Source organism: bacterium, from assembly GCA_035419245.1.
GTDB lineage: Bacteria > Zhuqueibacterota > Zhuqueibacteria > Residuimicrobiales > Residuimicrobiaceae > JAKPUX01.
Genome location: DAOLSP010000036.1, coordinates 1 through 8,087 on the forward strand (window position 1 = coordinate 1; position 8,087 = coordinate 8,087).

Below are 8,087 nucleotides of genomic sequence, written 5' to 3' on the forward strand. Positions count from 1 at the left end.
CCCGCTCCATCGGCCCCTACTCCCTGATCACCCAGCAGCCGCTGGGCGGCAAGGCGCAGTTTGGCGGTCAGCGCTTCGGCGAAATGGAAGTCTGGGCGCTCGAGGCCTACGGCGCCGCCTATACGTTGCAGGAGATCCTTACGGTCAAGTCGGATGATGTCCGCGGCCGCTCCAAGGCGTACGAAGCCATCGTCAAGGGCGAGAGCATCCCCGAACCGGGTTTGCCGGAATCCTTCAACGTGCTGATTCGCGAGTTGATGGGCCTGGGCCTGGATGTGGAGCTGATCAGCAAAACTGCGAAGAAATAATCTGTGCAGATGGGGTCCCCCGTCGATATCAGAGGTGCAGCGGATGCTCCTGCAAAAGGGGAGGTCCGCTACGCCTCTTTATGCGTTTTTCTTAACCAGGCTCCCTTGTTGAGTTTGGAGGTGACCATTTGAATTACATGTTCGCACAAGAAGCTCCCGTACAGGATGCCAATTTTTCCGCCATCTATATCGGCCTGGCCTCGCCGGACAAGATCCTCGAACGGTCGCACGGAGAGGTGACCAAGCCGGAGACCATCAATTACCGCTCCTTCAAGCCCGAAAAAGACGGTCTCTTTTGCGAAAAGATTTTTGGCCCGGTGCGCGATTGGGAATGCCATTGCGGCAAATACAAGCGCATCCGTTACAAGGGCATCGTCTGCGACCGCTGCGGCGTCGAAGTGACTATGAAGAGCGTCCGCCGCGAGCGCATGGGCCACATCACTCTGGCCGTGCCCGTGGTCCATATCTGGTACTGGAAATCCCTCCCCTCCAAGATCGGCTACATCCTCGGGATGAGCATCAAAGAGCTGGAGAAGGTGATTTATTATGAATCCTATGTCGTGATCCGCCCCGGCAAAAGCGGCCTCAGCGCCAAAGATCTGATCACTGAAGAGGATTTTCTCGACGTGACCGAGCGCATGCGCGAGCTCGAGACCGATGTACCTGAAGATCAGCGCTTTTATGCCGAGATCGGCGGCCTGGCGGTCCATGCCCTGCTGCGCCAGGTCAACATCGACACCCTTTCCCACGAACTGCGCCTCCAGGCGCGCACCGAGACCTCGATCCAGCGCAAGGCCGAGGCCCTCAAACGCCTCAAGGTCGTCGAGGCCTTCCGTCGCTCCAACCGCGACCGGGAAAACCGGCCGGACTGGATGGTGATGTCGGTGATCCCGGTGGTGCCGCCCGAGCTGCGCCCCCTGGTTCCCCTCGAGGGCGGCCGTTTCGCCACCTCGGACCTCAATGATCTTTACCGCCGCGTCATCATCCGCAACAATCGGCTCAAGAAGCTGCTCGAGATCAAGGCCCCCGAGGTGATCCTGCGCAACGAGAAGCGCATGCTCCAGGAGGCGGTCGATTCGCTCTTCGACAACGGCCGCAAGTCTTCGGCCGTGCGCAGCGACGGCAACCGCGCCCTCAAAAGCCTCTCCGATATGCTGCGCGGCAAGCAGGGCCGCTTCCGTCAGAACCTGCTGGGCAAGCGCATCGACTACTCCGGCCGCTCGGTCATCGTCGTCGGCCCGGAGCTGCGCCTCCATGAATGCGGGCTGCCCAAGGAGATGGCGCTCGAACTCTTTAAGCCCTTCGTCATCCGCAAGCTGGTTGAGCGCGGCCTGGTCAAGACCGTCAAGAGCGCCAAGAAGTATGTCGAACGCCGCGGGTCCGAGGTCTGGGATATCCTCGAGGAGATCATCGACGATCACCCCGTGATGCTCAACCGCGCCCCGACCCTCCATCGTCTCGGCATCCAGGCTTTCCAGCCGGTGCTAATCGAGGGCAAAGCGATCCAGATTCACCCCCTGGTTTGCGCCGCTTTCAACGCCGACTTTGACGGCGACCAGATGGCGGTGCACGTCCCGCTCTCCTTCTATGCCCAAATCGAGACCAAGATCCTGATGCTCTCGAGCCACAACATCCTCTCCCCGGCGCATGGACGGCCGCTGGCCATCCCCAGCCAGGATATCGTGCTCGGGATCTATTACCTGACCAAGCGCCGCACCGGTGTGCAGGGCGAGGGGATGACCTTCGCCTCGACCGACGAGGTTCTCATCGCCTACAATGATCAGCGCATCGCCCTTCACGCCCCGATCAAGGTGCGCTTCAAGAACGAACTCATCGAGACAACCGTCGGCCGCGTCATCTTTAACGATATCCTTCCCGAGGAATTAAAGTTCGTCAACGCCGGTCTGACCAAAAAGGCTATCGAGGACCTGGTGGCGCGCGCCTACAACAAGCTGGGCAACCATCGCACCGCGCAGCTCCTCGACGACCTGAAAAATATCGGCTTTCAGTTCGCCATGAAGTCGGGCACTACCGTCGGTCTCGACGACGTGCTGGTCCCGCCCGAAAAGGAAGAATTGCTCGGCATGGCTTTCAAGAGTGTCGATGCCATCCTCAAACGCTACGAGCGCGGCATCATCACCGATGGCGAGCGCTACAACCAGATCATCGACATCTGGACGCACACCACCAGCGCCGTAGCCGAAAAGATGTTCGAGCGGCTGCGCCAGGACCGTCAGGGCTTCAATCCCATCTTCATGATGGCCGATTCCGGCGCGCGCGGTTCGAAAGAGCAGATCCGACAGCTCGCTGGTATGCGCGGCCTGATGGCCAAGCCGCAGAAGAAGATGACCGGCTCGATGGGCGAAATCATCGAGAACCCGATCACTGCCAACTTCCGCGAGGGTCTTTCGGTGCTCGAGTACTTCATCTCCACCCACGGCGCCCGCAAGGGTCTGGCCGACACCGCCCTCAAAACCGCCGACGCCGGTTACCTCACCCGCCGGCTCGTCGATGTCGCCCAGGACGTCATCATCACGCAAACCGACTGTGGCACCATCCTCGGCCTGCGTGTGGCCGACATCAAGGAGGGCGAGGAGGTGATCGAGTCGATGCAGGACCGCATCATCGGGCGCGTCGCGGCTGAAGACATCTTCGATCCCGAAACGGGCGACGTCATCATCGAGGCCGGGGCCCTCATCAACGAAGAGACCGCCAAGAAGATCAGCGACGCCGGCCCCGAGTCGGTGATGATCCGCTCGGTCCTCACCTGTGAAGCCCCGCGCGGTGTCTGCGCCCAGTGCTACGGACGCAACCTCGCCACGGGCAAGATGGTCTGCATCGGCGAGGCCGTGGGCGTCATGGCGGCGCAGTCGATCGGCGAGCCGGGCACCCAGCTGACCCTGCGAACCTTCCACATCGGCGGTACCGCCTCGCGCATCGCGGCCCAGTCCCAAGTCGCGGTCAAGCACGAGGGTACCATCGCCTGGGATAATCTCAAGACCGTCGAGCGCGAGGACGGTGAGATCGTCTGCATCGGGCGCAACGGCCGCATCAACGTGCAGGATGATGACAACCGCAATATGGAGCGCCTCACGGTGCCCTACGGCGCGACGATCATCGTCCGGCCGGGTGAACGCGTGGAAAAGGGGACCGTCATCTTCAAGTGGGATCCCTATACCGCCAGCATCCTCAGCACCACCTCGGGCAAGGTGCAGTTCCGCGATCTGCTCGAGAACATCACCTTCCGCGAGGAGATGGATGAGACCACGGGCATGCGTCAGCGGGTGGTCATTGAAACCCGCACGCGCAATCTCAGTCCCACCATCAACATTCTCGATGAGAAGGGCAAGGTCACCAGCGCCTATGTCATCCCGACCCGGGCCAACCTGGTGGTGCGTGACGGTGATATGATCACGGCCGGCGATGCGCTGGTCAAAATCCCGCGCGAGATCGCCAAAACCCGCGATATCACCGGCGGTCTGCCGCGAGTCGCCGAGCTTTTTGAGGCGCGGCGGCCGAAGGAGCCGGCCGTGGTCAGCGAGATCGACGGCATCGTCGAGTTCGGTGAGATGAAGCGTGGCGTGCGCAAGATCCTGGTGCGCTCCGAAGACGGCCATGAGGAAAAGGTCTACATGATCGGCTACGGCAAGCACGTCCTCGTCCACGCCGGCGATTTCGTCCATGCGGGCGAAAAACTCTCCGAAGGCTCGGTCGTGCCCCACGATATTCTCGCCATCATGGGCGCCAACAAGGTGCAGGAATACCTCGTCAACGAGATCCAGGAGGTCTACCGGCTGCAGGGTGTGCGCATCAATGACAAGCACATCGAGGTGATCGTCCGCCAGATGCTGCAAAAGGTCAAGATCGAGGATCCCGGCGATACCTTTTACCTCGAGGGCGACCAGGTCGACCGCCTCAGCTTTCTCGCCGAGAACGAGCGCATCCGCAATATGGTGGTCATCACCGAGCGCGGCGACTCCAAATTCCAGGTCGATGAGATGGTAGAGGCCGAGGAGTTCCGCAAGGTCGTGGCCAAACTGGAGGCGGCGGAGAAAACCCCGCCCCAGGCGCGTTCCGGCCAGCCGGCCACCTTCCAGCCGCTGCTGCTCGGCATCACCAAGGCTTCGCTGACCACCGAAAGTTGGATTTCGGCGGCCTCCTTCCAGGAGACCACCCGGGTGCTCACCGACGGTTCGGTCGAAGGCAAGGTGGATGAGCTGCTCGGCCTCAAGGAAAACGTGGTCATGGGCCATCTCATTCCGGCCGGCACCGGCATCAGCCGCTACAAGGAGATCAAGGTCGAAGGACCCGAGATCGACCTCCCCACGCCGCCAGAGCGTCCGGCCGCCCAGCCCGCGGTCCTTATCGAGGATGAGGAGGACGAGGGAAATGTCATCGACCTTGAAGAGCTGGAAAATGAATAAGTTCTGTGCAGAAAGTGAATAAATTTCTTGAAATTTGCAGAAAATTACCTTATATTAAAAGGCTTTGACAAAATTTGGAGGTAGAGTGCCAACCATCAATCAACTGGTTCGCACCGGTCGCGAAACTCTCGGCAAGCGTGAGAAAGCCCCGGCGCTCAACAAATCACCGCAGCGGCGCGGCGTCTGCACCCGCGTTTACACCACCACGCCCAAAAAGCCCAATTCTGCCTTGCGCAAGGTGGCGCGTGTGCGCCTCAGCAACCAGATTGAAGTGACGGCCTATATTCCGGGTGAGGGTCACAACCTCCAGGAGCATTCGATTGTCATGATCCGCGGCGGACGTGTCAAGGATTTGCCGGGCGTCCGTTATCATATCGTCCGCGGCGTGCTGGATACCAGCGGCGTCCAGGACCGCAAGCAGAGCCGTTCCAAATATGGCGCCAAACGCGGCAAGTAAGCGGCGCATTCGAGAGCCTATTCCTATCCTATTGAGAGTCTTGCATGTCGAGAAGAAAAACACCATCAAAGCGGATTGTACTGCCTGATCCTAAATTCAACAGCGTGCTGGTGACCAAGTTTATCAATGGTCTGCTCCGCGGCGGCAAACGCAGCGTGGCGGAGACCATTTTTTACGATGCCATCGATATCATCGCCGCCAAGACCAGCGCCGATGGGTTGCCGGTCTTCGAAAAGGCGATGCATAACGTCCGGCCGATGCTCGAAGTGCGCTCCCGCCGTGTCGGCGGCGCCACCTATCAGGTCCCGGTCGATATCCGCGGCGAACGTCAGCAGGCGCTAGCCATCCGCTGGATTATCAATTACGCCAAGGGACGTTCCGAAAAGACCATGTCCGAAAAACTCGCCGCAGAATTGATGGCCGCGGCGAAAAATGAAGGCAACTCGATCAAGAAACGCGAGGATACCCATAAAATGGCCGAAGCCAACAAGGCTTTCGCCCATTTCCGCTGGTAGTTCGCTCTGGTTTAAGCCAGTCTTGCATTCTAACTCCGGGCTAACAAGGCTCAAAGACAGCCGGTCCGGAAAGTGGGTGCCAGGACTTGGCGCTGCATAATTCGCTCCCTCTCTGTAACCACTTGCAATTGAGATGGATGCGTGGCGCGCCACTTTCTGATGCCCACGCACCTGCGCTCCGAAATCAACCCGGGAGGCGCGCTCTAAAGGTAAGTGGCTTTTTTATGTCAACCCCGTCCCCTCTGGATAAGACCCGTAATATCGGCATCATGGCCCACATCGATGCCGGTAAGACGACCACCACTGAACGGATCTTGTATTATACCGGCAAGGTGCACCGGATGGGCGAGGTCGATGATGGCGCCGCTACTATGGACTGGATGCAGCAGGAACGCGAACGCGGGATCACCATCACCTCCGCCGCGATCACCTGCACCTGGAAGAACCATCGCATCAATATTATAGACACCCCCGGCCATGTCGATTTCACGGCCGAAGTCGAACGTTCTTTGAGAGTTTTGGATGGCGCGGTCGCCATCTTCGATGCCGCCGGCGGCGTCGAGCCGCAGTCGGAGACGGTCTGGCGTCAGGCGGACAAGTACCGCATCCCGCGCATCGCCTATGTCAACAAGATGGATCGGGTCGGGGCCGACTTTGAGATGGTCCTGGAGTCGATGAGGGAACGGCTCCACACCCGGCCTGTCTCGATCCAGCTTCCCATCGGCGCCGAGGATCGCTTCATCGGCCTGGTTGATCTGATCAGCATGAAGGCGATCTACTACGATGAGGCGACTCTGGGCAGCACGTGGGAGGAGAGCGAGATCCCCGCGGAACTACAGGAGAAGGCCTTCGCCAAGCGTCACGACCTGATCGAGACCATCGCCGATTTCGATGATGCGGTCATGGAGAAATACCTCTCCGGAGAAACCGTCACCATCGAGGAGATCCATCGCGCCCTGCGCGCCGGCACCCTCAAGGATGCCATCGTCCCGGTCCTCTGCGGCGCCTCGGTCAAGAACCGTGGTGTCCAGCATCTCCTCGATGCGGTCGTTCGTTACCTGCCCAGCCCCCTGGATGTGCCGCCGGTGGAAGGGGTCAATCCCTATACCGAAAAGATGGAGAAACGGACGGCCGACGACCAGCAACCCTTCACGGCGCTCGCTTTCAAGATCATGACCGATCCCTTTGTCGGCAAGCTCACCTACTTCCGGGTTTATTCGGGGAGCATCGCCGTCGGCGAGACCGCGCTCAACACCGGCACGGAAAAGAAGGAGCGCTTCAGCCGCATCCTGCAGATGTCCGCCAACAAGCGTGACGACATCCAGCGCGTCTCCACTGGCGATATCGCCGCGGCCGTCGGCCTGCGCAACACCCGCACCGGAGACACGCTTTGCGATCCTAAGCATCCGTTGATGCTCGAGAGCATGAACTTTCCGATCCCGGTCATCCGCATCGCCATCGAACCCCGGTCCAAGGCCGATCAGGATCGCATGAGCACCGCGCTGACTGCGTTGGCGGATGAGGATCCGACCTTTCAGTACAGTGTCGACGCCGAGACCGGGCAGATGATCATCGCCGGCATGGGCGAACTGCACCTCGAGATCCTGGTCGACCGCCTGATGCGCGAGTTCAAGGTTCAGGCCAACGTCGGCAAGCCGCAGGTCGCTTACCGCGAGACCATCACCGAGCCGGTGACCAGCGAGATCCGCTTCGTCAAACAGACCGGCGGCAAAGGACAATATGCCCACGTCGTCATCGAGTTTTCTCCGGCTGAACAGGGCGAGATCTTTTCCTTCACCAGCCACGTCGGCCCGATGCAGGTGCCAGGGCAGTTCATCCGGCCGGTGGAACAGGGTATCCGTGAGGCGATGGTCAGCGGCGTGATCGCCGGGTATCCGATCATCGACATCAAGGCGAACCTGGTCGACGGCTCCTTCCATGATGTCGATTCCAGCGAGCTGGCCTTCAAGATCGCCGGGGCGATGGCGCTGCAGGATGCGGCACGGCGCGGCAAGCCGATTCTAATGGAGCCGATCATGGACCTGGAGGTGATCACTCCGGAAGAGTATTTCGGGGCAATCCTCAGCGATCTGGCGGCGCGGCGGGCCAAGATCGCCAACCACCACAAGCGCAAGGATGCCCAGGTCATCAACGCCCAGGCTCCCCTGGCCGAGATGTTCGGCTACGCCACCGCCCTGCGCAACATGTCACAAGGCCGCGCCGTCTTTACAATGCGGTTCTTCAACTATCAGAAGGTTACGGAAGAAGTAGGCAAGAAGCTCCTGCAAAAGATGGGGCTGATGGTATAGAATTCAAGGAGAGTGTATCATGGCAAAGCAAAAGTTCGAGCGGACCAAGCCGCATGTGAACATCGGCACGATTG

The 8,087-nt window shown here is 60.1% G+C and carries 5 protein-coding genes; all 5 read left to right on the top strand.

Annotated elements, in window-relative coordinates; translation table 11 throughout:
• The coding region (locus PLH32_17975) for a hypothetical protein (GenBank protein ID HQJ66498.1) at positions 1-308 on the top strand (308 nt) is incomplete at its 5' end.
• Positions 309-445: 137 nt separating this feature from the next.
• Complete coding sequence (rpoC, locus tag PLH32_17980) at positions 446-4,732, top strand: DNA-directed RNA polymerase subunit beta' (GenBank protein ID HQJ66499.1); 4,287 nt, start codon at positions 446-448, stop codon at positions 4,730-4,732.
• 85 nt (positions 4,733-4,817) lie between these two features.
• Positions 4,818-5,189: a 30S ribosomal protein S12 gene (gene rpsL / locus PLH32_17985; protein HQJ66500.1), complete on the top strand. Its 372-nt coding sequence runs from the start codon at positions 4,818-4,820 to the stop codon at positions 5,187-5,189.
• Between the two features lie 44 nt (positions 5,190-5,233).
• Positions 5,234-5,704 carry a 30S ribosomal protein S7 gene (gene rpsG / locus PLH32_17990; GenBank protein HQJ66501.1) on the top strand — a complete coding sequence of 157 codons (471 nt, stop codon included), beginning with the start codon at positions 5,234-5,236 and terminating at the stop codon, positions 5,702-5,704.
• 224 nt (positions 5,705-5,928) lie between these two features.
• Positions 5,929-8,013, top strand: coding sequence for an elongation factor G (fusA, locus tag PLH32_17995; GenBank protein ID HQJ66502.1), 2,085 nt, complete (start codon positions 5,929-5,931; stop codon positions 8,011-8,013).
• The last annotated feature ends 74 nt before the right edge of the window (positions 8,014-8,087 follow it).